Genomic DNA, 24,993 nt, shown 5'->3' on the forward strand with positions numbered 1-24,993 from the left:
TGTGTCCTCAGCGCGGCGCGTCGGCGCCGCCGGTGATGAGTTGGAAGCCGCGTTTGAGGTGGGTGTCGCGCGCCTTGTCGAAGGCCCGGTCCGCTTCGTCCTGCAGCAGGTATTGGTCGCGTCGCAATTGCGTGCGTCCGCCGATCTGGCCGCTTTCGCGCAGCAGTTCCCAGCCACCGAACAGATCAGGTTGCAGGGTCAGCTGGACATAGCGGAGCGGCTCGTTGCCGCCGGAATCGTGTTGCAGGAGGATGCGCATGCCACCGATTGTAGCCGGGCCGCGCTGAAGGCTGGGGGCAATGGGCACGCCGGGTGCGCTGGCAAGCAGGGTTGCGTAGGAGCGCACCTGGGCGCGACGGGATTTACCGGCAAGCCCTGTCGCGCCCGGGGGCGCTCCTACGAATGTGCCGGAGACAAGTGAGTGATGGCGTTGCTCAGCCCGCCAAGATCTCCAGGACTGCCGCCTCGTCGACGTCGGGCACCACTTCGGCCTTGCCGATACCGCGCCACAACACCAGCCGCAGGCGGCCGGCGATGTTCTTCTTGTCCAGGCGCATGCGGCCGAGCAGCGCATCGGGCGACAGCCCGGGCGGAATCTCGGTGGGCAGGTCGACCTCGCGCAGCAAGGCGCGCAGCGCCTCGGTGTCCTGCGCGGAGCTCATGCCCAGCGCCGCCGACAGACGGGCGGCCAGCACCATGCCCACCGCCACCGCTTCGCCATGGTTGAGGTTGTCGTTGCCGGGCGCGCCGTAGCCCTGTTCGGTCTCGATGGCGTGGCCGAAGGTGTGGCCGAGGTTGAGCAGGGCACGCTCGCCTTTTTCCAGCGGGTCGCGCGCCACGATCTCGGCCTTGTGCTCGCAACTGCGGGCGATCGCCTGTGCCAGCGCTGCGGCATCGCCGTCCAACAAGGCGTGGCGCTCGGCATGCAGCCACTGGAAGAACAGCGGGTCGCCGATGGCGCCGTACTTGATCACTTCGGCCAGGCCGGCGCGCAGCTCGCGCGCGGGCAGGGTGTGCAAGGTGTCGGTATCGGCGATCACTGCGCGTGGCGGATGGAACGCGCCGACCAGGTTCTTGCCCTGCGGGATGTCCACCGCGGTCTTGCCGCCGACCGACGAATCCACCATCGCCAGCAGGCTGGTGGGCAGTTGCACGCAGTCCACGCCGCGCATCCAGCAGGCGGCGGCAAACCCGGCCAGGTCGCCGACCACGCCGCCGCCGAGCGCGAACACGCAGGCGTCGCGGGTGGCGCCCAGCTCGGCCAGCGCGCCAATGGCGGCGCCGAAGTTGTCCAGGGTCTTGGAGGCTTCGCCGGCGGCGATCACCAGCTCGCCCAGCAGCAACTCCGGGCGCGCCTGCAGCAGCGCATTGCGCACACCGGCGGCGTAGTGCGGGGCCACCTGTGAGTCGCTGAGCAGCAGCACGTGGCGGCCGCGCACGTGGCTGGCCAGGCGTGCGCCGTCGGCCAGCAGGCCGGGCGCAATGGTAATGGTATAGGGCTGCGCACCGTCGACATCGACGCTGCGCGAGGAACGGGGAAGTGTCATGCGGGGGGACTCGACATGCGCCATTGCGCGGCCAGGCGCAGCACCAGCTGCGCCGTGGCCTCGGCGGGGGAGAAATGATCGGTTTCCAGACTGAGGTCGGCGACCTCCTGGTACAACGGAGTGCGCTGGGCGGCCATGGTGTGCAGCACCTGCTCGCGGTCGGCGCGCTGCAGCAGCGGACGATTGCGGTCGCGCGCCAGCCGGGTCAGCTGGGCGGGCACGCTGACATGCAGGTAGACCACGAAGCCACGCGCGCGGATGCGTTGCCGGTTGCCTGCATCCAGCACCGCGCCGCCACCGGTGGAAATCAGTTTGTTGTCCTGTTGCAGCAGCGCCTGCAGGGTCTCTACTTCCAGTTGCCGGAAGCGGGCTTCGCCGTGCTGCTCGAAGATGGCCGGGATGCTGCTGCCGGCCTGCTCGACGATGGCCTGGTCCACATCCACGAAATCCAGCCCGAAGCGCTCGGCCAGGCGGCGGCCGATACAGCTTTTTCCGGCGCCCATCGGGCCGACCATCACGAGATTGGGAGCGGGGTTCATGCGCACCGATCCTAGCATTCACGCACGTGCACGGGGCCGGTTGCGCAGTGGTGAAACCATTCCTGTCTCCGCGCTGCCCGCGCTTGCCAGGATGCGCGTGGCAACGAAGCGGACGCCGCGGTCATCGCATACCGCGGCGCAACGGGGGACAAGCGCACGCGATGCGCCCACAATGGACGTCCATCCTGCTGCCACGCACCGACATGCCCGATCTGTACGCAGAAGCCCTTGCCACCTTCACCGCGCTGTATGCCGAGGCACACGACAGCGCCGAGCTGGAAGCCAGCGCCATGACCGTGGCCACCGCCGATGTGGACGGGCGCCCGAGCGCGCGGACCGTGCTGCTCAAGGCGTTCGATGCGCGTGGCTTTGTGTTCTATACGCATCTGGACAGCGCAAAGGGCCGCGACCTGCAGACCCATCCGCAGGCAGCGCTGCTGTTCCTGTGGCGCAGCCTGCGCGACGCCGGCATCCAGGTGCGCATCGAGGGCGGCGTGCAGCTGGTGAGCGCGGACGAATCCGATGCGTACTTCGCCTCGCGCCCGCGCATGAGCCAGATCGGCGCCTGGGCCTCGCTGCAGTCGCAGACGCTGGGCTCGCGCGCCGAGTTTGACGCGGCGATCGCCAGGGTGGAAGCCACCTTTGAAGGCCGTGACGTACCGCGTCCGGATGGCTGGGGCGGCTTCCGGGTGGTGCCGCAGGCGTTCGAGTTCTGGTACGGCGCCAAGTTCCGCCTGCACGAGCGCTGGCGTTACGAGGCCGATGCGGCCAGCCACTGGACCAAGCGGATGCTGTATCCATGAGCGCGCAGGCCGGGTGGCGGGTGCGCGCGGCGGTCGCTGCCGATGCACAGGCCTTGCTGGCCCTGCGCCTGGCGTTGTGGCCGGATGCCGACGATGGTCTCGACGGCCTGCAGGCCGCGCTGGCGCAATCCGCGGCCAGCCACCTGGTGGTGGTGGATAACGCGGATGCGGCGCTGGGGTTTGCCGAGGTGTCGGTGCGCCACGACTACGTCAATGGCACCGACAGCACGCCGGTGGGCTTTCTGGAGGGGTGGTACGTGGTGCCGGCCTGGCGCGGCCGCGGGCTTGGTCGTGCGCTGGTGGCAGCGGCGGCCGAGTGGACGCGGGATCGGGGCTGCGCGGAGCTGGCCTCCGATGCGCGGCTGGACGACAGCGGCGCCCAGGCGGCGCATGCGGCGTGCGGTTTCGAGCCAACTGAACGGGTGGTCTACTTCCGCCTGCAGCTGGCCTGACCGGCTGACGTCCGGCCCTTTCTGCCGGTCGCGGACAGTCTGTAGTATGTCCGCCCATTGCACGACGCTTGCTGCATCACCTCGCCCCATGACCGAAGGACAGGACATCGTATGACGCAGTTCACCACTGTCGAATTGCACGGCCTGCTGGCCGAGCGCTACCGCGGCCAGCCGATCGAGGTTGAACTGATCGACGGGCTGGAACCGGCCATCAACCTCACCCTGGCCGACCACGGCGACATGCAGATCCAGGTCGCCGCGTCCGGGTCGCAGATCTTCGTCTCCACGCTGCTGGCGCATGCCGACCAGGTCAACGACCGCGCCGCATTCAACGACGCCTGCCTGCGGCTCAACCCGCTCAATCCGCTCTCCAACCTGGGCCTGGTGCAGGTCGACGGCAAGGATAGCTATGTGGTCTTCGGCGAACTGTCGGCGTCGTCCACGCTCGACCAGATCGACGAGGAAATCCAGACCCTGGCGGCCAATACGCTGGATGCCGCCGAATCTCTCAAGCCGTTCTTTTCATAAGGCGTTGTCATGAGTATTTTTTCCAAGCTGATCACGCTGCTGCGTGGGACTGCACACGAAACCGGCCAGAAGGCCGTCGATGCCAACGCATTGCGCATCCTCGACCAGGAAATGCGCGATGCCGGCGCCCAGCTCACGCGTTCGCGCGAAGAGCTGACCAAGCTGATGGCGCAGAGCAAGCTCGCCCAGCAGAAAATCGACGCCCGCGCCGGAAAGATGGCCGAGTACACCCGCTACATCGAAGGCGCCCTGGCCAAGAACGACGAGGCGCTGGCGCACGACGTGGCGGTGAAGCTGGCCGCGCTGGAAAGCGAGGACGCCGGCGACAAGGCGTCCAAGACCGCGCTGGACCAGTCGGTTGCCACGCTCAAGACCACCATCCAGAAGACCGAAAACCAGCTGCGCGGCATGCGCCAGCAGATCGATACGGTCAAAGCCACCGATGCGGTGCAGAAGGCGCAGGCTGCCATCGCTGCGCGGCATTCCGGTGCCAGCAGCAAGATGGGCTCGGCACTGGAATCGCTGGAGCGCATCAAGGCGCGCCAGGCCGAAACCTCCGCACGTATCGAATCGGCCGAAGAACTCGAAGCCTCCAGCGGCGACGGCGATCTGAACCGTCGTCTGGCTGCCGCCGGCCTGATGGAAGGCGAATCCAACGCCGCCGCGGTGCTGGCACGCTTCAAGAAGCCGGCTGCGCAGCTGGGTCATGAGGGCACCAGCGGCAACGCGCCGCTGATCGGCCAGGTGCGCGACGTGCAGCAGGTTCCGCGCAGCGACAGCTGATCCACCGCACGGCACAGGACGCGCCATGATCATCGTTGGAAAGCTGTTGCGGGTCTTGCGGCGCCATGTGCGCCGCGTCAGCTGGGGCGTGGTGGCGCTGGCCTTGCTGGCGCACATGGGCCTGAGCTGGGTGTTGTTGCTACTGGCTGGCGAGCACAAGCTCGTCGGCCTGGATGCGTTTCCGTATTACTACATGACCACCGCCACCACGATCGGCTATGGCGACCTGTCGCCGGGTTCGGTAGCCGGGCGCTACGTCGCGGCGTTCGTGCTGATGCCGGGCGCGGTGGCGCTGTTCGCCACGGTGCTGGCCAAGACCAGCGCGGTGCTCATCACTTTCTGGAGGCGTCACTACATGGGCAAGATGGCCTACGACGCATTGCGCGGGCACACCATCCTGATCGGCTGGCAGGGCGCGGCGTCCACCCGTCTGCTGGAATTGTTGCTGTCCGATACCGCCACCGACGATGAAGGCGTGGTGCTGGTGGCCGAAGGCATCGCCGAAAATCCAATGCCCGACCATATGCGCTTCGTGGCGGCCGAGTCGTACACCCACACCGAGGTGTACCAGCGTGCCGGCATCGCCGGCGCGGCGCGGGTGATCGTCAATCCGCCATCCGACGACCAGACCCTGGCGGCGGTGTTCGCGTTGATGGCGCACGCGCCGGCTGCGCACGTGGTGGCGCACTTCGATTCGGGCAGCGCCGCGCGGCTGGTCAATTGCCACTATCCGGCGATCGAATGCACGCGGCCGATGACGGCCGAGATCCTGGCCCGCGCGGCGCAGGATCCGGGCAGCGCGGCGATCACCGCCGAACTGCTGTCGGTGGACGATGGCCCGACCCAGTTCAGCCTGGCGGTTCCTGCCGATGTCGACCCGCTGGATTACCGCGGGCTGGCTGCCGATTTCGGCCAGCGCGGCGCCCTGTTGCTGGGCCTGCGCGCGCCCGATGGCGCGCTGCGCTTGAACCCGCCCGCACACACCGCTGTCCCGGCCGGTGCCATGCTGTATTACCTGGCCGAACAGCGCGTGCCCGTGCATGCCATCGCCTGGCAGGCCCTGCGCGCTGCCGCCGTGTCCCGTTCCCCATCGCCACAAGGTGCATGACGATGAGTTTTTTCAGCAAGTTGTTCGGTCAACCACAGCCGCCGCCGTTGCCCACCTCCGGCACTGGCGCCATCGGTCACGCGCTGCCGCTGGGCTTGCGCGTGGGTGGGCAGTTGGAGATCGATACCACGTTGTACCGCATGGCACCGGAGGCCATGACCGCCGAGTTGCCGGGCGGGCATCAAGGCATTCCGTGCTACGGCCACGTCAATCTCGGCGATGGCTATGCCCTGCATCGTTTCTATCTGGACGACGATGCGTTCCTGCAGGTCACCACGGTTGGCGGCGATCTGGAGGCGATGAAGGCCTTCGTGTATTGCGAGACGGTCAATCCGCCCAGCAAGCAGGCCTTCCAGGAATTTGTGATGCAACATCCGCACCTGGGTGCGGCGCAGATCGACTATGCCGGCAAGCGCTGGCAGCGCGCCACCCAGTCCACCGACGACAGTGCGCGCATTCCTCCCATCGCCTACGACGAAGTGCTGTATCGCTACCAGCCGCCGCGCCGCGATGGCGACCTCACCCATTACGCCATGCTCTACAGCCGCGACGTGCCGGAGCTGCAGCGCGAGGAATTCCTGCTGGTCACCGGCGAGGATTCCGGCCCCAATGAATTCTGCGTCACCTATGCGGTCGGGATCGATGTCACCGTCGCCGATCTGGATATCACCTGAGCGTGCGCGCTCGTCTTCCACTTACCCTGGTCCTGTCATGAACCCGATCAACCTGCAGAGTTTTCTCGCGTTTCTTTCCTACTTCGGCACCGGCCTGGGCGTGTTGATCGTGGCGGTGGTGCTGGTGACCCTGGTCACCCCGCACAAGGATTTCACCCTGCTGCGGCAGGGCAACGTGGCTGCGGCCACCGCCTTGGCCGGCAACCTGATCGGTGTGGCATTGCCGCTGCATTCGGCCATCACCCATTCGGTGAGCTTGGTCGATGCGCTGATCTGGGGCGCGGTCGCCTGCGGCATCCAGGTCGTGGCGTATCTGCTGGCCAACCTGGTGGCCGGGCGCATCTCGCGGCAGATCACCGACAACGTCACCGCCGCCGGCATCTTTTCGGCCGGCGTGTCGATCGCCGTCGGGCTGATCAATGCCGCGGCGATCACGCCGTAACGGAGCGCAGGCATGAAGCGATCACGCAATCTCAAGCTCACCCTGATGGCCGCATTGCCGGCCGCCCTCGTCACCGGCTGCGGCTCCGAACCGGAAACCGGCGTGGTACTGCAGTCGGCCTCCGACTGCTACCAGATCAAGCAGGAACAGACCGACATCCAGCAATGCCTCAAGGCCTATGACGAGGCGGTGACCAAGCACCAGCAGGCCGCGCCGCGCTTCAGTACGCGCTACGAGTGCGACGAGCAGTTCGGCAGTTGCACGGCGGTGCAGACGGCGCAGGGCCAGCAGAGCTGGATCCCGCCGATGGGCGGGTTCCTGCTGGGGTATGCGTTGGGCAACATGACCGGTGGCGGCGGCTACCGCTATGGCGGCTCGATTCCGCTGTACCGCGATTACCGCAGCGGTGGGTATTACAAGCCCAATGGCGATCTGGCCAGCAACCGCGTCGGCACCGTCCGCGGGCGCAGCGGCGCCATCGACATGCCGTCGCGGGCGATCACCGTGTCGCGCTCGGGCTTCGGCTCCAGCGCGGCGGCGCGCAGTTCGTTCGGCAACGGCGGCCGCAGCTCCGGGTTCGGCGGCTGATGCAACGCATCGCCATCGCCGAGCGCCCGGACTGGCGCGAGCAGGCCGAGTCGCTCGGCTTCCATTTCCACACCATCGACGGCGAGCGGTACTGGGACGAAAGCGCGTATTACGCGTTTACGCTGCAGCAGATCGAAGACGACATCGAGGCGCCCACGCAAGAACTGCACGACATGGCGATGCAGTTGGTGGACGAGGTGGTGGGCTCGGAACAGCTGATGACGCAGCTGGCCATCCCGCCGTTTTACTGGGACTGGATCGCCACCTCGTGGAAGAACCGCGACCCGCATCTGTACGGCCGCATGGACCTGGCCTATGCCGGCAACGGCCCGGCCAAGCTGTATGAGCTCAACTACGACACGCCGACCTCGCTGTACGAATCGGCGTATTTCCAGTGGCTGTGGCTGGAACAGCAGATCGCCGCCGGTGCGCTGCCCAAGGGCACCGATCAGTACAACCTGATCCAGGACCTGCTGTGCGAAACCCTGGGCGCGCTGGCGATGGAGGGCGCAATCGGTGCGCAGATGCATTTCTCCGCGGTGCGCGACTCGCTGGAAGACCGCGCCACCGTGCGCTACCTGCGCGACTGCGCGCATCAGGTGGGCATCGCCACCGAAGAGGTCGCCATCGAGGATATCGGCCTGAGCGCCGAGGGCTGGTTCACCGACGACCAGGACCGCGTGATCCACACGCTGTTCAAGCTGTATCCGCTGGAATTCATGATGGAAGAACGCTTCGGCCCGGCGTTGTGCGCCAACCGCGTGCGGCTGATCGAGCCGGCGTGGAAATCGGTGCTGAGCAACAAGGGCATCCTGCCGCTGTTGTGGGAGCGGCATCAGGGCCATCCCAACCTGCTACCCGCGCGTTTCGCGCAGGCAAACGAAGCGGCAAGCGCCGGTTGGGTGCGCAAGCCGCTGCTGTCGCGCGAGGGCGCCAATATCTCCCTGGTCACCGCACACGGCGAGGCCGCGCAGACCGACGGGCCGTATGTGGACGGGCCGGCGATCCTGCAGGCGCACCATCCGTTGCCGGTGTTCGATGGCCGCCACGCGCTGGTGGGCAGCTGGGTGGTGGCCGACCGCCCGGCCGGGCTGGGCATGCGCGACGACGATGGCCCGATCACCCGCGATACCTCACGCTTTGTGCCGCATGTGATCCTGGATTGAGGCTGTTGCCGGCTTGCTGCCGCTGAGCGTGGCTCACACCACGTGGCGAGCAGTCAGGTGGGTGTGGACGACGCACAGGAACCGGCGTGTACGGACGGCGCACGAAGATTGACTGCAGTGGACACGCGCACCTGGCGGCACTACCCGCGTGTGTGAGCCGCTTTATGTCGTGACGATGGCGGTGTCGTCACCAGCGGCGGGTGTGACGGGGAGGGCGTGGGCAGGTGGCGTCGGCAGATGTCGCCACGGTGTGGGTGCTGCTTTGCACAGGCCGCAGCCGCAGGCAAGCCCCTGCCGATGTGCGATGCAGGGCAGGTTTTCCACACCCCCTGTGGATGGACGTTGCACAAGGCTGTGGACAAGTGCCGGCAGGCCCCAGCCTGCAAGGCTGTCAAGATGGGTGGCGAAAAAATGACCAATCGGTTGCGGGGACGTATCTGCCGTGCCGATCGAGGCGATGCCGGCAAGATCGGCAAAGTCTTCGCTGGTGTCACGCTCATCGATGCGTCGCATGCGGGGTTGACATGAGTTGGCGCGTCAGGTCTTTCGTTGGCGCAACGATGCAAACGATGCCTCTCGAACGGCGGCCACAGTGCGGCAGCTCCATGCGCACGCCACGACCGACACGGCGTCAGTCTCCTGCGCTCCGTTGCGGAGAAGTGCGCCCCCGGGCATGCCGTACGGCTCAGACCCGCTGCGCCACCACCAGGCTGAGCACCGCCAGCAGCCAGGCCAGCACGAACACACTCAGATAGGCCGCCATGGTGGCCGGTACCAGCAGCGCGGAGAACAATGCGCCCGCCAGCGCCAGCATGCCGGCTACCGCAATGGCCTCGCTCAATTGCATCGCCGAGCTGTTGACCCCTTGCCGATCGGGCGGCGACAGCGACAGGGTCAGCACCGACACGCTGGGATACAGCAGCCCCATGCCCAGCCCGGTCAGGGCCCAACTGGCAATCGCCAGCGGCACCGGAAACGCCGGCCACACCGCGCCTGTGCCGATTGCGATCCCCACCATCATCAACATTGCTCCAGCCTGGAGCAGACGCGGTCGCGACCAGCCCGCACGGCTATGGCCCTGGTACCACGAGCCACTGAACCAGCCCAGCGCACCCACGTTGAGCGCGACACCGGCCAGCAACGGCGACAGCCCGCGTTCGCGCGACAGCAGCTGCGGCAGGAACGCTTAGAAGCCGAAGAATGCCGCCGCCGCGATACCGTGCAAGGCGATCACGCTGGGCAGGCCGCGCGCCGCCGCAAGCTGACGGCCGGCAGCAGATGACAGGCGCAATACACCGTCAGCAGCAGCGCCGGCGCCATCGCCACCGGCGCAAGCATGCCGTGCAGTTGCCCGCCCAGATACACGCCGAGCACGCCGGTGGCCGCGCCGGTCGCCCAACCCAGGACCGCATTCGAGTCGGTGGTGGTGGTGTTCGACCAGATGCGCCCGCGCACTGCCGGCCACAGCATCAGCCCCGCCGGAATCGCCAGCAGCGGAACCGACAGGAACACCCAGCGCCAGCCGGCGTGCTGCACGATCAGCCCGCTGATCCGCAGCCTGCGCACCGCGGGCAATCAACGGCGTTACGCGCGCGATGTGCTGCGACGGATTGCGGTGATCCGCGTGGCGCAGCGGCTGGGCGTGCCATTGCAGCAAGTGCTGGACGCCTTTCGGTGTTGCCGGATCAGCGCACGCCTACCCGTGCGGAGTGGGCGCGCATGTCCGCACGCTGGCGCGGGCAACTGGATGCACGCATCGGCGAGCTGCAGGCCTTGCGCGACCAGCTCACCGATTGCATCGGCTGCGGCTGTCTGTCGCTGCGGCGTTGCCGGTTGAGCAATCCGGACGATCGATTGGCCGACGATGGCGACGGCGCCCTGCGATTGGGCGCTCTCGCCCAGGAGTGATCGCAGCAAGGCGGCTGCACGCGCTGGGTGAGGCGCACAGTGGTCGCCGCACCTTGCAACCTTACGCTGAGGTATCGCTGGCGGTTGCGCCTGCCAGGCGGCCCAGACATGGCAGGCGCGTCCCGCGCCAGGCGTCCCTTGTCCATTTGACCACTGATGGCATGGATGCCAGCGCAATTGGCCGTAGCATGGACATTCCCCGTTGCAGGATCCGCCATGTTCCCCACCATGCGCCGAGCACTCACCGTTGCCGTCTCGCTTGCCTGTGCCAGTGCCTGTGCAGTGGCCGCCACCGCCCCCGGGGTGCCATCAGCCGGGTTCGATCCGCTGGCGCTGTTCGCGCCGTTGCAACTGCCCGACGCCCCCAATGCCTACCGTAGCGCCAGTGGCGTGCCTGGTCCGCTGTTCTGGCAGAACCGTGCCGATTACCAGCTGCAGGCCAGCATCGACCCGGCCAGCCACACGCTCAGCGGCGAGGCGGCGATCCACTACACCAACCACAGCCCCGACACCTTGAACGTGGTGTGGCTGCAGCTGGATCAGAACATCTACCGCGCCGATGCACGCGCCGCTGCCAGCCGCCCGTCGCGGCGCACCCAGTTCACCGACGGCATGCAGATCGCCAGCGTGGAGATCGACAGCGGCGGGAAGCGTCAGCCGGCACGTTTCCTCATCGACGACACCCGCATGCGGGTGGACCTGCCGCAGCCGCTGGCCGGGCAGGGCAAGGCGCTGACCTTGCATATCCGCTACCGCTACCGTATCCCGGGCACCTGGGGCGGGCGCACCGCCTACAGCGCCAGCAGGCACGGCGAGATCTACGAAGTGGCGCAGTGGTATCCGCGCATGGCCGTCTACGACGATCTGCGCGGCTGGGACACGCAGCCGTATCTGGGCTCGGAGTTCTACCTGGAATACGGCGATTTCGACTATGCGGTGACCGTGCCGGAGGGATTCCTGGTCGCCGGCTCCGGTGCGTTGACCAACCCGGCCGAGGTCCTCAGCCGCGCCGAGCAGCAACGCCTGCAACAGGCGCGCGGCAGCGACCGCACGGTGCTGATCCGCATGCCGGCAGAGGTGGCCGCACGTGCGGCGGCACCGGCAGGCACCGAAACGCGCACCTGGCGCTTCCATATGGAGCACACCCGCGACGTGGCGTTTGCCGCATCGCCTGCGTTCGTGTGGGACGCCGCACGCATCAACCTGCCGGGCGGCACGCAGTCGCTGGCGATGTCGGTATACCCGGTGGAAGCGGTAGGTGCGGACAAGTGGAGCCGCTCCACCGAATACGTCAAAGGCGCGATCGAACATTTCTCGCAGTGGTATGCGTACCCGTGGCCGGCGGCGATCAACCTGGGCGGCTACGGCGCCGGTATGGAATATCCAGGCATCGTGTTCGACGGCTTCGAGGACGGCGGCAAGGACCTGTTCTGGATCACTGCGCACGAGATCGGCCACACCTGGTTTCCGATGATCGTCGGCTCCAACGAACGCCGCCATGCGTTCATGGACGAAGGCTTCAACACCTTCATCGATGTCTATGCATCGGATGCCTTCAACAAGGGGGAGTACGCGCCCAAGCGCGATTCGGAATACGCGCCCAAGGGCGGAAATCCGGTCGATGAGATCCTGCCGTTGCTGGCCGACCGCAGCGCGCCGACGCTGATGGACATCGCCGATGTCACCAGCGAGACCTACCGTCATCGGCTGATCTATTTCAAGGGCGCGCTGGGCCTGGTGCTGCTGCGCGAGCAGATTCTGGGGCCGGAGCGCTTCGACCCGGCGTTCCGCAAGTACATCGCCACCTGGGCCTACAAGCATCCCACCCCATCGGATTTCTTCCGCCTGATGGAAAGCGAAAGCGGCGAAGACCTGGGCTGGTGGTGGCGCGGTTGGTACTTCAACAATTGGCAGCTGGACATGGGCATCAGTCGGGCGCAGTACGTCGACCAGGATCCGGCCAAGGGGCTGCGGCTCACCCTGCGCAGCCGCCAGCCACTGGTGATGCCGGTCACCGTGCGCGTGGACCTGGCAGACGGCAGCCATCTGGACCGCCGCGTGCCGGTGGAAACCTGGTTGCAGACCGCCACGCCCACGCTGACCCTGCCGACCACGCAAAAAGTGCTGCACGTGACGCTGGACCCCGAGCATGCATTGCCCGACGCGGATCGCAGCGATGACCGGGTGGATGCAATCGGCTGAGCCTTGCGTTCGTACACGCGGCGAGCTGCTGCGTGCACAGGCCCATGTCGCCGCACGCAGTGTGCGCTGCCAGTGCCTGTGCCTGTGCTTGTGCAGTGCACATCGCAATCGATTGCGATGATGGCACCGCTACTGTTGCGCTGTGGGCGTGGCGGCACCTGCACAAACACAGCTGCGGCGGTGGCCTTCTTCTCGCTGCCGGGCACCGGGATTGCCGCCGTCATCGCCTTAGTGCAGGCGGCGGTCGCGCACACACTGTCTGGTTTGCGCAGTCGCCCCGGATGACTGCGGCGCAGCGGCTGCATTGTGCAAATTTCACCGCGACGATTGGTGGTTTCGGCGTAATTGGATGATAACGCTTACAGCCGCGCCGCCATTACATCGCGCATGCGGACTCGAGCGCTCTCCGTATCGGCTGTAACAATGCAGGTCCATCACTATGCTGCAACGCACGGTGACAAGCCCTTCGATGCCTCACTAGGCTGCGCAGCGTGTTAGCGCTATCACTGGCTGGCACGCCGTGCAGGGGATGCCGTGCGCACGCGTTCGCGACACCGCGGTGTCGAGGACGTCTGCGGCAGGCATGCGCCGCATAACGCAGGTGGGCGATCGAAGGGGCGATCGCCGGCGTGCGCGCTAGGGGACCTTATTCAAGAGCAGTACTGTTCGCCACCGCCGATCGGGCGGTGGTCATGACTCTGCCGTGTCGCATGCCGCGACAACGGCCGTAGGCGGTTGGACTCCACTCCCGAGGACACATCGATGCGTCGTACGTTGAGCAGCTTCAAGTCGAAGGCCATGTTTACCTTCGTCGGTGGCCTGTTGGTCATCAATCCCGCATTTGCACAAGACGTTGCTCCGCCGCCGCCCGCGCCGCAGTCCAGCAGCGATGCCGCCACCACGCTCGACACCGTGACCGTCACCGGTATCCGCAGCAGCCTCGACCAATCGATGGGCATCAAGCGCGATGCCGCCGGCGTGGTGGATGCAATCAGCGCCGAAGATATCGGCAAGTTTCCCGATACCAACCTGGCCGAATCGCTGCAGCGCATCACCGGTATCTCGATCGAACGCCGCGACGGCGAAGGCGCGCAGGTCACCGCACGCGGCTTCGGCCCGCAGTTCAATACGGTCACCCTCAACGGCCGCCTGATTCCCGGCGCCGATGCGTTCGGTGCGCCCGGCCAGACCCCGATCGGTGGCGTGGACGTGGGCACGCGCGCTTTCAACTTCGCCCAGCTCGCCTCCGAGGCCATCACCGGCATCGAGGTGTTCAAGACCAGCCGCGCCACCGCGCCCAGCGGCGGTATCGGCGCCACCATCAACATCCAGACCGACAAGCCGTTCAATCACGATGGCGTGGTGGCCAATGCCGGCGCCAAGATGGTGTCCGACCGCTCGCAGCCGTTCGGCGATTCGCTGACCCCGGAAGTGTCGGGCATCTTCAGCTATACCAACCCCGACAAGACCTTTGGCATCGGCCTGAGCGCCAGCTACCAGAAGCGCCACGGCGGCTCGGTGCAGGCCACCGAAAACCGCTGGAACATCCAGCGCTGGACCGGCACCGATCCGGCGCTGCGTCCGGACACGGTGGTCACCAACGCACCGGCGATCGGCCAGCTGTATGGCATGCCCAACGATATCCGCTATGCGTTTGCCGATTTCCAGCGCGAGCGCATGAACGGCCAGGCAGTGATGCAGTTCGCGCCTACCGACAGCCTCACGCTGACCCTGGATTACACCTACTCGTCCAACGAGATCCGCGAAGAACGCGGCGAACAGGGCATCTGGCTGCAACGCGCCAACAGCTTCACCGACCTGACCTTCGATACCGGCCAGACGGTCGCCACGCCGGTCTACCTGCGCGATGTGCCCAATGGCGCCAAGGACTTCGGCATGGAGCAGCAGCGCAACGAGCAGAAGTACACGCTCGGCTCGCTCGGCTTCAATGCGGACTGGCAGGTGACCGACCGCTTCCAGCTGACCTTCGATGCGCACAACTCCAAGACCCAGAGCCTGCCCAACGATCCGGTCACCGGCGGCAGCGCCACCTATTTCAGCTTTGCCGGCACCAACAATTGCACCAACGGCCCGTCCTGCGGCGGGCAGTGGGCACAGGAGCTGTGGTTCAACAACTCGCTGCCGATCGGCGCACGCACCTGGTATCCCACCGTCGCCGACTCGCTGGCCGGCACCAATGGCGTGGTCAACCCGGATTTCACCACCAACAATCTCGGCTCGCAGGTACAACGCATCTATTATCAAAAGCAGGTGACCGAAACCAAGGAAGGTCGCCTGGACGGCAAATTCGATTTCGACGACGGGCGCTTCCAGTTCGGCGTCAGCTCGTCCAACACCACCATGCATCGCCTGACCAGCGACACCTATTCCGCATTGGGCGACTGGGGCGTGGCCAATGCCGGCAGGGAGCCGGGCATGACGGCCCTGCTGCGGCCGGTGAGCATCGTCGGCATGTTCGACGACTTCAATCCCGATGGTGCTGCCCGCAACGCCTGGCGCGGCGACGCCAGCCAACTGGCGTTGTGGGGTGGCAGCCAGTACGGCGCGGCCACGCGCTACAACCCGCTCTACAGCGCCAACAACCAGGTCGAAGAAAAGACCCGCGCGGCCTATGTGCAGCTGGAACTGACCGGCGATATCTCCGGCATGACCACCAATACGCGGCTGGGCCTGCGCTATGAGCGTACCGATGTGGAATCCACCTCGCAGGTGGCCACGCCCGTCGCGCTGCAATGGCAGGCCAACAACGACTTGCAGTTGCTGCGTTCCACCGAGCAGCAGCCTTTCAGCGAGAAGACCAGCTACAACTACATCCTGCCGAACCTGGACTTCAGCATCGATATCACCGATCAGTTGAAGGGCCGTGCCTCGTTCGGCCAGACCATTGCACGCGCGCCGTACAACAACCTGCTCGCCGGTCCCACGCCCAACACCCCGGCGGGTTCGATCCTGATCAATCCTTCCAACCGCGCCAGTGGCGATTCGCAGACACCGACGCTGGACCCGCTGGAATCGGACAACCTCGACCTGGCGCTGGAATGGTATTTCGCCGACGCAAGCTATGTGTCGGCCACGTTCTGGAACAAGCGCGTCAGCAACTTCCTGGGGACCACGGTGTCGCGCGAAACCCTGTACGGCCTGACCGATCCCACCTCGGGTCCGGATGCGCAGGCGGCGCTGGCGTTCCTGCAAAGCGGCGCGTGCGCCGCGCAGGTCGGCGCCGCCGGCAACGACGTGACGGCGGCCTGTTCGGCCAACGACACCTCGTTGTTCGCAGCCACTGCGCTGTTGCGCAATGCTGCGGCCACCGGTGGCCTGGCCGCCTACAACGGCAGCTCGGCGCAGAGCCTTGCACTGGAAAACGCCTACGACCTGGTCGGCACGGCGGCTGATCCGCTGTACCAGTTCGATGTCTCGCGGCCGATCAACCAGAACAAGGCCAATATCCACGGCTGGGAACTGGGCGGGCAGTACTTCTTCGGCAGTACCGGCTTCGGCATCTACGCCAACTACACCATCGTCGAAGGCGACGTGGCGTTCAACAACAATGTCATCGACCGCGACCAGTTCGCGCTGCTTGGCCTGAGCGATACCGCCAACGTCATGCTGATGTTCGAAAAATACGGCTGGAGCGCACGCCTGGCCTGGAACTGGCGCGACGAATACCTGATCGCGGCCAACCAGGACGCCTCCAACCGCAACCCGTACTACGTGGAGGCGTATCAGCAGTTCGACCTGAGCGTCAGCTACGCGCTCAGCAAGCAGCTGTCGGTGAGCTTTGAAGCGATCAATCTCACCGGCGAAGACGTGCGTTGGCACGGGCGCTCGGAGAAGCAGATCATCCGCCTGATCGATCAGCAGCCGCGTTACACCCTGGGCGTGCGCTACGCGTTCTAGGCCAGCGGCAAGGCGATGGCGCGCACCGTCAGCTGCGTGCGGCCGCGCCATGGAGTGGCATGTTCCCTGGACATGCCGCGACCATGAAGCGGTCGTCGCTTGGCTGACGGCTGTGCGTCGCGCACGGATCGCTCGCGCACCGTGAGTGCGGGTGTTGCTGTGCAGACATTAGCTGCCGGTGGCGGGCGCTACTGTTGTGCCCGCCGTGCTGTGTACACGCAGGCTTGTTCTGCACGCATCGCTGTAGTGAACGTTCCCGACCAGGCGGCGCATGCAGGCAACGGGTGATTCGCGCTGCCGATGCAACGCGCATGCTGCCCTGCCGCTTGCCGGCCTGGGTTTTTTTGGCAATGCTCGGTGCCTGTCGCGTGCAGCGGGTGCGCCGCACGCCAATTTTTCAGTGCAGGCGTCCGCCGCGGATGTCTGCTGGAGTCGTCGATGACGCGATATGCAGTGCTCAACAACGTGGCGCATCACGATGTGCGCGTGGTCCTGCGCTTCGGGGCAGAGTTCGGCGATGCGGTCGGGCTGGTGCCGGCGTTTGTGACCGAGTACGCCGACCTGCAGCGCGAATACCCGCTGTTCTTCCGTAAGGACCCCGCTACCGGTAGCTACCAATCGGTGGCCTTGTTGGGCTTTGCCCAGGATGAAAACCTGTTCCTGCACGACGGCCGCTGGAGCGCCAACTATCTGCCCGGCATCGTCGCCAAGGGGCCATTTCTGATCGGTTTCCAGGAGCAGCGGATCGATGGTGCGCTGGTGCAGGAGCCGGTGATCCATATCGACCTGGAGCACCCGCGCGTCAGCCGCAGCGAGGGCGAGGCCGTATTCCTGCCGCAGGGCGGCCACAGCCCGTACCTGGAGCACATCATCGGTGTGCTGCGCGGCATTCGCGAAGGCGTGGATGCCGGGCAGGCCATGGCGGCCGCCTTCGATGTCCTGGGCCTGATCCAACCGGTACGCCTGGATGTCGCACTGGATGCCACCCATGCCGCCCACCTGGATGGCCTGTTCGCCATCGACCGCGAGCGACTTGCCGCACTCGACGCGCAGCCCCTGCAGCAATTGCACCAGGCGGGGTATCTGGAAGGCGCCTTTCTGATGCTGGCATCGCTGCATAACGTGCGCCGCCTGATGGCCGAAAAGCAGCGCCGCCTGCAACAGGCGCGCACTGCGCCTGCCGCTGCCCATGCCTGATCGTATGGATGCACCTGCACGTCATGGCCCTGCTGCCACCGCGATTGCCGAGCGCACCGATTGCCGGCCCCAGGCGCTGCCACTGGCCGAACTCTGCGAGGCGGCCGAGCCGGTGGTGTTGCGCGGAATCGCACGCGATTGGTCGCTGGTGCAGGCCGGCCTGCGGAGCCCGGATGAGGCGATGCACCAGCTGCGCGCCCACGACACTGGGCGCGCCTTGCAGTACTCCTATGGCGGGCCGGCAATCGCCGGCCGCCCGTTCTACACCGAGGACTGCAGCGCGCTGAATTTCGAGGTGCAGCGCGGCAGCCTGGGCAGCTTGCTGGACGCGATCGCCGCACATCGCGACGACCTGCAGCCGCCGACCTACTATCTGGCCTCGCTGCCTGTCGACGATGGCTTGCCTGGCCTGCGTGCGCACAACGATCTGGGCCTGGCGGCCAGCGGCGTCAACGTGCAGCCCAGCATCTGGATCGGCAATCGCGTCACCGCGTCCTGCCATTACGATGCGCCGAACAACCTGGCCTGCTGCGCGGTAGGGCAACGGCGCTTCACGCTGTTTCCCCCGGAGCAGGTGGCCAATCTCTACCCTGGGCCGCTCGATCCCACGCCGGGCGGGCAGGTGGTGAGCATGGTGGATATCGCCACGCCCGACCTGCAGCGCTACCCGCGATTCGCCCAGGCACAGCTGCATGCGCGCACCGCCGTGCTGGAGCCGGGCGATGCGCTGTTCATCCCCAGCATGTGGTGGCACCACGTGCAGTCGCTGCAGCCGTTCAACGTGCTGGTCAATTACTGGTGGAGCACGGTGCCCGTGCAGTTGCCGGCGGCGATGTCCGCGCTGTATCACGCGCTGTGGGCCATCCGCGACCGCCCGGCGGCGGAAAAGGACGCGTGGCGTGCCTTGTTCGATTACTACGTGTTCGGACCGGCCGAGCGTGCCGGCGCGCATCTACCCGAACCGGCGCGACAGGCGCTGGGGCCGATCGATCCCGTCCTTGCGCGCCAGCTGCGCGCCATGCTGATCGGCAGGCTCAATCGCTGATGGACGCAGTGCGTTCGACGCGGATTGCCGGATGACTGCGCCGTCCATCGGCAGGGCGCATGGCAGCGCGCCGTCGGGCCGTTTTGGCATCGCCGTGCGTGCAACCCTTTTGCGGTCCCGAACAGGATCGCCCCACATGGCAGCCGCCATTCCACATCCAGTCCACAGGAGTTCGCAGTGACTCAGGCTCAGATTCGCAAGGTGGTCATCGCCGGCGGCGGCACGGCTGGCTGGATCGCCGCCGGCGCGCTCTCGCACCAGTTTCGCGACGTGCTCGACATCACCCTGGTGGAGTCCGAGCAGATCGGCACGGTGGGGGTCGGCGAATCGACGGTGCCGCCGATCCGCACCTTTCACCGGTTCCTGCAGATCGACGAGCAGGAATTCCTGCGCGAGGTAGCGGGCACCTTCAAGCTCTCGATTTCCTTCGAGCATTGGTTGCGCCAGGGCGATCGCTATATCCACCCGTTCGGCATCACCGGGCAGAGCACCCTGGTGTGCGCGTTCCATCATCTGTGGCTGGAAAGCCGGCGCCGCGGCATGGGCGGCAGCTTTGGCGATTACTGCCTGGAAACCGTGGCCTCGCGCGTGGACCGCTTCGCCTTGCCGCGCGAGCCGGCGGTCAATTACGCCTACCACCTCGATGCCGCGCTGTACGCGCGCTTTCTGCGCACGCGCAGCGAGGCCTGTGGCGTCACGCGCATCGAGGGCCGGATCCAGCAGGTGACGGTGCATCCGGACAGCGGCGATGTCGCCAGCCTGGTGCTGGAAGACGGGCAGGTCATCGCCGGCGATCTGTTTATCGATTGCAGCGGTTTCCGCGGCCTGTTGATCGAGCAAACCCTGCACACCGGCTACGAAGACTGGAGCCACTGGCTGCCGTGCGACCGCGCGGTGGCGGTGCAGACGCATGCGCTGGGCCCGCCGGTGCCGTACACGCGCGCCATCGCCCACGAAGCCGGCTGGCGCTGGCATATTCCACTGCAGCACCGGCTGGGCAACGGCCTGGTGTTTTCCAGCCGGCACCTCTCCGACGACGAGGCGCACGCCAAGCTGCTGCGCGACGTGGCCGCCCCGGCGGTGAAAGACCCCTGGATGGTGCCATTTCGCACCGGCCGCCGGCTCAAGGCCTGGAACAAGAACGTGGTGTCGCTGGGCCTGGCCAGCGGCTTCATCGAGCCGCTGGAATCCACCAGCATCCACCTCACCATCTCGGCGGTGGTGCGGCTGCTGACGCTGTTCCCAGCGCAGGGCATCGCGCCCTCGCAGGTGCAGCTGTTCAACGATGTCAGCCGCGCCGAGATGGAGCACGTGCGCGATTTCGTCACCTTGCACTACCACGCCACCCAGCGCGAGGAACCGCTGTGGCGGCAATGCCGCGAGATGGAGCTGCCGGAGTCGCTGGCGGTGCGCCTGCGCGCGTGGCGCGAGCGTGCGCACGCCTGGCAGGCGGCGGACGAGTTGTTCCGGGTCGATTCCTGGACGCATGTGCTGATGGGCCAGGGCTTGATGCCGGAACAACATCACCCGCTGACACGCGCGTTTTCCGACCAGGATCTGCAACGCCTGCTGGACGGCATCGCCCAGCCGATCCAGCACGCGGTGGAGCAGTTCCCCTCGCAGCAGGCCTTCATCGAACGCTATTGCAAGGCAAGGCCGGAAGTGTGGGGAGCGCGCACGCCAGTCATGGCCCGCTAGCCATCCCGGGTTGGATCACCGCCATCTGCTGCGCTACAACCGCATCAGGTCGGCGCCGACCACGATCGGGCCGGCGTAGTGCGTGCGTGCGCCCTCGCTCCACATCGCATCGGTGATCGATGGGTCGCCACCAGGCACGAAGTGGGTGAGTACCAGCAGTTTCGCGTGGGCAGCGGCGGCGATCCTGCCGACTTCCTCGCTGGTGGAATGGCTCTTGAGCAGATGGTCGAGCAAGGTCGGGGCGTTGTCGCTGGTCTTGAGCATTTTTGCCAGCGCGGGCAGGTGCATCACCTCATGCACCAGAACATCGGTGCCCCTGGCAAATTCGGCCAGTGCCGGCAGATAGCGCGTGTCGCCGGAGAACACCACGCTGCGGTCGCGTGCCGCGAAGCGGTACGCAAACGCCGGCTTGAGCGTGTAGTGGTCCACCAGGGCAGCGGTGACTTCCACCTGATCGTTCTGCAGCACCGTGCCGGGCTGGTCGAACTCGTGCACATGGATCAACGGCCGGAATGGCGGGCGTCCCTCCTCGCGCATGCGCGCCTCGATGTCGGTGGCATTCATCGCCACGAACGCATCCACCATCGCGCCGATGCCCGGTGGCCCGTACAGATGCACCGGCGTCTGCAGGCCACTGGCCCAGGCCAGCCACACCACGTTGAGCAGGTCGGCGTTGTGGTCGGAGTGATGATGGGTCAGGAAGATATCGCGCAGTGCCGGCAGCGCGATACCGGCCTTGGCCAGCTGCTGCGCGACACCGTTGCCGCAGTCGACCAGGTAGGGCTGCCCGTCGATCACCAGGGCATTGGCGGCCGCTGCACGCAGCGGCGACGGCGTCGGCCCGCCCTTGGTGCCCAGCAATACCAGTACGCTGCCCTTGGCCGGAAACGGTGCAGGCGCCGCCGCGTTGCCATTTGCGCGCACCTGGCTGGCGCCGGAGCTGGACGCTGCCGCGAGCGGGCCGACCATGCTCACTATCCCGGCGGACGCTGCCAGCTGCAGCAGCGCCCGACGGGAGCACGACATGAGGGGTTCGGGCATTAGGATTCCTTGGGCGCACCGGAAGGAAAGAGTGTGCCGTCAGCGGCGCCGTGTCGCCATCGCGGGTTGCCTGCCTGCCCGGCCGAGACTGCAGACTGGCGTCGACGCAGCAGATGCAGCATCCCCGCACCCGAGCCATCTGTACGTGCCGGTGCGGGGGCAGTCTGCCTGCTGAAGCGCACGCATACAGGCATCGCACGGCGCACCGCACCTTGCGCGTGCGTCAAAGCCGGTGCGCGATGAAGTCGGCCAGTGCTGGCGAGCGATAGAAGTCCATGCATTGGGCGAAGATGGCGTTGAATAGCCCGCGGCGTGCTTCGTCCTTCATCGGCATGGTCTTGTTGCCGAAATCCGCGGTGCTGGCGTCGACAAAACGATTCAGGCGATCGGTCGCCCCAGTCTTGGCATTGTCCATCGCGTAGGTGGTCAGCAGATACGAGCGGTCGCGCAACTGATCGTCTGCCTACTTGCCGCTCCGTACGTAGGTGTGATCCAGGCAGCACTGCAGCGCATAGGCTTTGACGTCGTCCCGATTGGCCGGCTTGCCTGCTGCCAGCGCGTTGCCTTGCAACGCCATCGTTGCCAGAGCAAGCGCCCACAACGCGCAGCGATGATGATGAAACGGCATGGCAACCTCCAGAAGTCAGTGCCAAGTCTGCCTGATTCTGCGGGCCTGGCGCAGCGGGCCGGTGTTGTACAAGACGCATCGTGCTGCAGGACGCCCTTGCCGCAGGCAATGGCCCTGCGCATGGTGCGGCACCACCGAAACCGCAGGCACTGCCACGGAATGCGCGAGATGACATCACCGGCAACAGGCCGCATGGCGGCCGTGCGCTAGGCCTTGATCGCGCTGCTGGCGCTGTCCACCGGTGCACATGCCCGGCATCCGCAGTATCCGCCGCGGTCGCGGCCTCCGGCTGGCTCGCAGTGCCCGGTGGCCGAATTGCCGGCGGAAGAGGGCAGTACGCAATGGCAGGGCATCACCCATTTTCGCGATGCGGGCAGCGTGCTCGCGATGGATACCGCGGTACGGCGACGACGCTGCAAGTCCATGACGCCACCGGCCGCGTGCAGTTGGCAGCGGTCGAACTGGGCGGCGGCTTGCTCGGCTTTCATGGCGTGGAGCGCGCCGACCTCAATGGCGACGGACGTGCGGATTACGTGGTGACATTGGGGAGTGGCGGCGTTGGCCTGGCCGGCGGCAATGCGTGGCGCACGGTAGTGCTCCCGCAAGGTGATCGTTACCGTGCGCTGCGTGTGCCCACCCACGAACCCAGTGACGAGGATGACCGGCGCGTACCCAGACGCAGCGGCTGCGCTGCTGCAGCCGTCGGTGATCACCGCCGACCCGGCTGCCACGCGCGACCACCGCTGGCATACCTTCTGGGTGCATCGGTTACTGCGCTTCCAGGAGACGCGTGCGACGGAGGTGAACACGGCATTGCCTGGCTTGCCGAACTGGATTCTCTACGCGCATCGTGCAGGCAATAGCGCCCCGACCATCTTGCTGGGCAAGGCCGCGAAAGCACAGCTGTGGAATGGACGCATCGCGCGAACGCGTCACCGCCTTGCCGTAGTTGCGTCAGCCCATCGGGTGCATCGACCGCGGTCGATAAGGAGCGCCCGCTGGCGACGCATCGGGTGTGTCCGGCCGGGACGCAGCCACCGAGCCGCCACGCAGGCGAACGTGGCAGGCGACGCCGCGCCTGCCACGTGCGATCTTGCTTACTGCCCGAAGAACGTGGAGATCGACGAATACACGTCGGAGAAGCGCGAGTAGTAGTCCGGATCGGTCTGCGCCGTGCAGAGCGAATACCCGCCGTACAGGCCGCCGCGCAGCTGATACGCGCCCCCGCTGGCGATGGTGAACAGGCCCGAGCCGGACGAGCCGCCTTCGGTGACGCCGTCGTTCCAGACCACGCGATACAGCGGGCTCTTGCCGTCGATGGAGGTGTTCAGCCCGGTGACCGTACCCAGCGAATATTTCTTGACGTCGCCGGAGGGGTGGTGGATGCCCACGATCGACGTACTGGTCGAACCGATCGCCGCGCTGTTCCAGGCCGCGTAGAACGCGCCGCTGGGCGGTGCGGTCTTCAGCTCCAGCAGCGCGGTATCGCGCGTGGTGTTGGCATGGCGCAGGAACGCGCCGCCGGTCAGCGTGGTCGCCTGCGAACTGGCGGTGTTGCCGTTGCAACTGGCTGCGTCGTAGAACCAGTAGGTCTGCAGCGTGTTGGCCACCGTCTGCGTGCTGATGCAGTGCGCGGCGGTCCAGAACAGGTTGCGCTTGGGCGTATTGGTGTTGTTGAGCAGGGTGCCGGTGCACAGGAACGAGCCCTGGCTGGTGGTGAACACCATGCGCGCCACCGCCTTGGCAGCGCTGGTGAAGCCGGCAGTGGGGTTGGCGCGGCAAACGATATCGTTCTGGCACGCATCGCTTTCGCCAATGGCAATGGTCATCATGTCGCGCGGGCTGGCGGTGGGGCTGATGTCCAGATGCGACAGCTGCGGGACGCTGAGGCTGAAGTTTTCCGGATACAGGCCGGCCGGCAGCGAGATCTCCACCAGCAGGTTGTCGCCATTGACCGTCGGCGACCAGCCGATCGCATCACCGGTACCGACAAAGCTGGCGCCGGATTGCTCGAACACGCGGCCGTCGTCGCCGGCAAAGCGCAGCGTCACCCGCGACGGATCGCCCGGCGTTGCGCCAGCACCGCGCACCACCAACGCCGCGCGTAGCGAGGCCGCCTGCGCGGAGCCGAGCTTCAAGGTGGCAACGCGCGAACCATCGCTGGCCATCTGCCAATCCAGCTTGGCCAGGTTGACGAGCGGCTGCGGCACGGCACGCGAAAAGCCGATCTGCAGCGGCTGCCCATGCTTGACTTGCGCAATGCGCTTTTCGCGCACGCTGCCGAGTTCCTTGCTGCTGGGCGCGGCCAGCAGCACCACGCGTGCGGGCAGGATGCCGCCACGCAGGCTTGCCGACTGCAACGTCGCTGCGCCGAGCTTGGCCGCCTGTGGCGCAGTGCTCACCGGTGCAGCATCCATCTCGGTGGGCGGCGCAGCCAGCGCGGAGACGGAAACAGCGGAGAACAGCGCGAGATACAACGCATTCTTGCGAATCATGGGTAGTCCTTCTCGTCAGGGAACGGCAGGCTGTGGCGGGGGCCAGGGCCTGCGGCGCCATCGTTGGCGCCAGACGAGACTAGCGAATGTCTACAACTGAATATGTGCTTAAAATCTCTTTCAGAGATGATCAATCGTTAAAGCGATAGTCGCCTTCACGCGACTTGCGTTGCCAAGCTTTGCGAACGTTGTGCAGGTTCGATCGCGTCGCAGTGCAGGCAGGGCGCAAGG

The 24,993-nt window shown here is 66.4% G+C and carries 21 protein-coding genes, 1 other RNA gene and 3 pseudogenes; 15 read left to right on the plus strand and 10 right to left on the minus strand.

Annotated elements, in window-relative coordinates; genetic code table 11:
* Positions 1 to 7: 7 nt before the first annotated feature.
* The 3 genes from XCSCFBP4642_RS0104525 to XCSCFBP4642_RS0104535 form a co-directional block, all read right to left on the minus strand.
* Entirely contained in the window at positions 8 to 259 is a 252-nt protein-coding gene (locus XCSCFBP4642_RS0104525; protein WP_029218740.1) for a WGR domain-containing protein, read from the minus strand.
* A 175-nt stretch (positions 260 to 434) separates the two neighbouring features.
* Positions 435 to 1,547 carry a 3-dehydroquinate synthase gene (gene aroB / locus XCSCFBP4642_RS0104530; RefSeq protein ID WP_029218741.1) on the minus strand — a complete coding sequence of 371 codons (1,113 nt, stop codon included), beginning with the start codon at positions 1,545 to 1,547 and terminating at the stop codon, positions 435 to 437.
* On the minus strand, positions 1,544 to 2,086 hold the full coding sequence (locus tag XCSCFBP4642_RS0104535; RefSeq protein ID WP_029218742.1) for a shikimate kinase: 543 nt from the start codon (positions 2,084 to 2,086) through the stop codon (positions 1,544 to 1,546). Before XCSCFBP4642_RS0104535 ends, aroB begins: the two co-directional genes overlap by 4 nt.
* A 203-nt stretch (positions 2,087 to 2,289) precedes the next feature.
* On the opposite strand from XCSCFBP4642_RS0104535, the gene pdxH reads away from it, so the two are divergent.
* The 9 genes from pdxH (at position 2,290) to XCSCFBP4642_RS0104580 (ending at position 8,630) form a co-directional block, all read left to right on the plus strand.
* On the plus strand, positions 2,290 to 2,889 hold the full coding sequence (pdxH, locus tag XCSCFBP4642_RS0104540) for a pyridoxamine 5'-phosphate oxidase (RefSeq protein ID WP_029218743.1): 600 nt from the start codon (positions 2,290 to 2,292) through the stop codon (positions 2,887 to 2,889).
* Positions 2,886 to 3,341 carry an aminoglycoside 6'-N-acetyltransferase gene (aac(6'), locus tag XCSCFBP4642_RS0104545; protein WP_029218744.1) on the plus strand — a complete coding sequence of 152 codons (456 nt, stop codon included), beginning with the start codon at positions 2,886 to 2,888 and terminating at the stop codon, positions 3,339 to 3,341. Before pdxH ends, aac(6') begins: the two co-directional genes overlap by 4 nt.
* Before the next feature lie 111 nt (positions 3,342 to 3,452).
* Entirely contained in the window at positions 3,453 to 3,869 is a 417-nt protein-coding gene (locus XCSCFBP4642_RS0104550; RefSeq protein WP_029218745.1) for a YjfI family protein, read from the plus strand.
* A 9-nt stretch (positions 3,870 to 3,878) separates the two neighbouring features.
* Positions 3,879 to 4,652, plus strand: a complete 774-nt coding sequence (locus XCSCFBP4642_RS0104555) for a PspA/IM30 family protein (RefSeq protein ID WP_029218746.1) — start codon at positions 3,879 to 3,881, stop codon at positions 4,650 to 4,652.
* A 25-nt stretch (positions 4,653 to 4,677) separates the two neighbouring features.
* Positions 4,678 to 5,760 carry a potassium channel family protein gene (locus tag XCSCFBP4642_RS0104560; protein WP_029218747.1) on the plus strand — a complete coding sequence of 361 codons (1,083 nt, stop codon included), beginning with the start codon at positions 4,678 to 4,680 and terminating at the stop codon, positions 5,758 to 5,760.
* Positions 5,757 to 6,434: a YjfK family protein gene (locus XCSCFBP4642_RS0104565; RefSeq protein WP_029218748.1), complete on the plus strand. Its 678-nt coding sequence runs from the start codon at positions 5,757 to 5,759 to the stop codon at positions 6,432 to 6,434. The genes XCSCFBP4642_RS0104560 and XCSCFBP4642_RS0104565 overlap by 4 nt, the downstream gene beginning before the upstream one ends.
* Positions 6,435 to 6,471: 37 nt before the next feature.
* Entirely contained in the window at positions 6,472 to 6,876 is a 405-nt protein-coding gene (locus tag XCSCFBP4642_RS0104570) for a DUF350 domain-containing protein (RefSeq protein WP_005995053.1), read from the plus strand.
* Between the two features lie 12 nt (positions 6,877 to 6,888).
* A complete protein-coding gene (locus XCSCFBP4642_RS0104575; RefSeq protein WP_029218749.1) occupies positions 6,889 to 7,464 on the plus strand; it encodes a DUF1190 domain-containing protein in 576 nt (191 codons plus the stop codon).
* Positions 7,464 to 8,630, plus strand: coding sequence for a glutathionylspermidine synthase family protein (locus XCSCFBP4642_RS0104580; protein WP_029218750.1), 1,167 nt, complete (start codon positions 7,464 to 7,466; stop codon positions 8,628 to 8,630). Before XCSCFBP4642_RS0104575 ends, XCSCFBP4642_RS0104580 begins: the two co-directional genes overlap by 1 nt.
* Positions 8,631 to 8,660: 30 nt before the next feature.
* Here XCSCFBP4642_RS0104580 and XCSCFBP4642_RS26470 read toward each other — a convergent pair.
* The 3 genes and pseudogenes from XCSCFBP4642_RS26470 to XCSCFBP4642_RS29610 all read right to left on the minus strand — a co-directional run.
* A non-coding RNA gene (locus XCSCFBP4642_RS26470) (sX9 sRNA) lies at positions 8,661 to 8,733 on the minus strand.
* Between the two features lie 59 nt (positions 8,734 to 8,792).
* Entirely contained in the window at positions 8,793 to 9,143 is a 351-nt protein-coding gene (locus XCSCFBP4642_RS29105) for a hypothetical protein (RefSeq protein ID WP_160170354.1), read from the minus strand.
* A 172-nt stretch (positions 9,144 to 9,315) separates the two neighbouring features.
* Positions 9,316 to 10,181, minus strand: a pseudogene (locus XCSCFBP4642_RS29610) (MFS transporter); the annotation flags it as partial.
* On the opposite strand from XCSCFBP4642_RS29610, the pseudogene soxR reads away from it, so the two are divergent.
* The 6 genes and pseudogenes from soxR to XCSCFBP4642_RS0104620 form a co-directional block, all read left to right on the plus strand.
* A pseudogene (soxR, locus tag XCSCFBP4642_RS24100) lies at positions 10,177 to 10,538 on the plus strand (redox-sensitive transcriptional activator SoxR); the annotation flags it as partial. The pseudogenes XCSCFBP4642_RS29610 and soxR overlap by 5 nt on opposite strands.
* Before the next feature lie 216 nt (positions 10,539 to 10,754).
* Positions 10,755 to 12,740, plus strand: a complete 1,986-nt coding sequence (locus XCSCFBP4642_RS0104600; RefSeq protein WP_029218751.1) for a M1 family metallopeptidase — start codon at positions 10,755 to 10,757, stop codon at positions 12,738 to 12,740.
* Positions 12,741 to 13,502: 762 nt separating this feature from the next.
* Positions 13,503 to 16,658 (plus strand): TonB-dependent receptor, encoded by a 3,156-nt coding sequence (locus XCSCFBP4642_RS0104605; RefSeq protein WP_029218752.1) that lies wholly within the window; start codon positions 13,503 to 13,505, stop codon positions 16,656 to 16,658.
* A 438-nt stretch (positions 16,659 to 17,096) separates the two neighbouring features.
* On the plus strand, positions 17,097 to 17,855 hold the full coding sequence (locus tag XCSCFBP4642_RS0104610; RefSeq protein ID WP_029218753.1) for a SapC family protein: 759 nt from the start codon (positions 17,097 to 17,099) through the stop codon (positions 17,853 to 17,855).
* A 4-nt stretch (positions 17,856 to 17,859) separates the two neighbouring features.
* Positions 17,860 to 18,900, plus strand: coding sequence for a cupin-like domain-containing protein (locus tag XCSCFBP4642_RS0104615; RefSeq protein WP_029218754.1), 1,041 nt, complete (start codon positions 17,860 to 17,862; stop codon positions 18,898 to 18,900).
* Positions 18,901 to 19,077: 177 nt separating this feature from the next.
* Positions 19,078 to 20,598 carry a tryptophan halogenase family protein gene (locus XCSCFBP4642_RS0104620; protein ID WP_029218755.1) on the plus strand — a complete coding sequence of 507 codons (1,521 nt, stop codon included), beginning with the start codon at positions 19,078 to 19,080 and terminating at the stop codon, positions 20,596 to 20,598.
* A 33-nt stretch (positions 20,599 to 20,631) separates the two neighbouring features.
* Here the strand turns inward: XCSCFBP4642_RS0104620 and XCSCFBP4642_RS0104625 are convergent, their stop codons facing one another.
* From XCSCFBP4642_RS0104625 to XCSCFBP4642_RS0104640, 4 genes and pseudogenes are all read right to left on the minus strand, one after another.
* Positions 20,632 to 21,639: an MBL fold metallo-hydrolase gene (locus XCSCFBP4642_RS0104625; protein ID WP_029218756.1), complete on the minus strand. Its 1,008-nt coding sequence runs from the start codon at positions 21,637 to 21,639 to the stop codon at positions 20,632 to 20,634.
* A 223-nt stretch (positions 21,640 to 21,862) separates the two neighbouring features.
* Positions 21,863 to 22,267: pseudogene (locus tag XCSCFBP4642_RS24105) on the minus strand (hypothetical protein).
* Between the two features lie 206 nt (positions 22,268 to 22,473).
* Positions 22,474 to 23,076 carry a hypothetical protein gene (locus XCSCFBP4642_RS29895; RefSeq protein ID WP_152527222.1) on the minus strand — a complete coding sequence of 201 codons (603 nt, stop codon included), beginning with the start codon at positions 23,074 to 23,076 and terminating at the stop codon, positions 22,474 to 22,476.
* Between the two features lie 288 nt (positions 23,077 to 23,364).
* Positions 23,365 to 24,762, minus strand: coding sequence for a trypsin-like serine peptidase (locus XCSCFBP4642_RS0104640; RefSeq protein ID WP_029218758.1), 1,398 nt, complete (start codon positions 24,760 to 24,762; stop codon positions 23,365 to 23,367).
* Positions 24,763 to 24,993 lie beyond the last annotated feature (231 nt).

The sequence above is a fragment of the Xanthomonas cassavae CFBP 4642 genome (assembly GCF_000454545.1).
GTDB lineage: Bacteria > Pseudomonadota > Gammaproteobacteria > Xanthomonadales > Xanthomonadaceae > Xanthomonas > Xanthomonas cassavae.